The following is a 916-nucleotide window of genomic DNA, read 5'->3' as shown; positions in this document are numbered from 1 at the left end:
CTCCGGGAGAACCCCCGCGACACGATGGCACGTGCCGGCCTCGCGCAGGTCGGCCTGATGGAGCGCACGGCGGGGCTCGACCAGCGCACCGTGCGCGAGGCGGCGGCCGCTGCGCCCGACGACGTCGACGCGCAGCTCGCGGTGGCCGACGTCGACCTGTTCGCCGGCGCCGTCGAGGACGCGTTCGCGCGCCTGGTCGACGTGGTGCGGCGCACGACGGGTGACGAGCGCGAGCGGGTGCGGGTGCGGCTCGTCGACCTCTTCGAGGTGGTCGGCACGGACGACCCCCGCGTGGTCGCGGCGCGTCGTGCGCTCGCGTCGGCCCTGTACTGAGCGTTCGAACCCTCGGTCGCCGGGGCCGAGCACGCGTCGCGGCGGGGTGCGCCGCACGACGCTTCTCGCGTCGCGGCGGGGTGCCGCCGGTCCCGAGACCGCGCGCCGCGCCTCGTTGTGACGGCCGATGACCGACGTTGACCCCCGAAAGCCAGGGTCAGAGGGCTCTTCGGGGGTCGACTTGCATCCTGGCGCGAGTGTGCGTAACTTTCTCCAGGCCGCCCGGCAGGGAGGAACGGACACCGAGCAGGACTCGGTGGTCGGTCCCCCGGGTAGGCACCCCGGACCACATCTCGTCGAGGCACTTCTGTGCCCGGCGGCGACGGACACCGGGTGGATCGAGAGGGACTGACGATCCGGTAAGGTCTTCCAGGCGCCGAACCCCACGGGGTGAGGCCAGGACGAATCCGATCCGGGTCCCAGGACCTCGGCGACCGGTCGACGACAGCGACAAGCTGAAGTTGACAGGGAGCAAGCGATCAGATAAGTTTGAACGGTTGCCTCCGAGCAGAACCCGACAGGGTGAGCGGGATGCGCGTCTGTTCCTTGAGAACTCAACAGTGTGCCAAGTAGTCGATGCCAT

The 916-nt window shown here is 70.5% G+C and carries 1 protein-coding gene; it reads left to right on the top strand.

Going from position 1 to position 916, the window contains the following annotated elements; all coding sequences use genetic code 11:
• On the top strand, window positions 1-333 hold a 333-nt coding region (locus J7523_RS20405; protein ID WP_291890627.1), incomplete at its 5' end, for a tetratricopeptide repeat protein.
• Window positions 334-916 lie beyond the last annotated feature (583 nt).

The organism is Cellulomonas sp. (genome assembly GCF_017744555.1).
In the GTDB taxonomy this organism is placed as follows: Bacteria; Actinomycetota; Actinomycetes; order Actinomycetales; family Cellulomonadaceae; genus Cellulomonas.
Note: the sequence above shows the minus strand (reverse complement) of the source record. Positions and strands in the feature narration are given on the sequence as shown.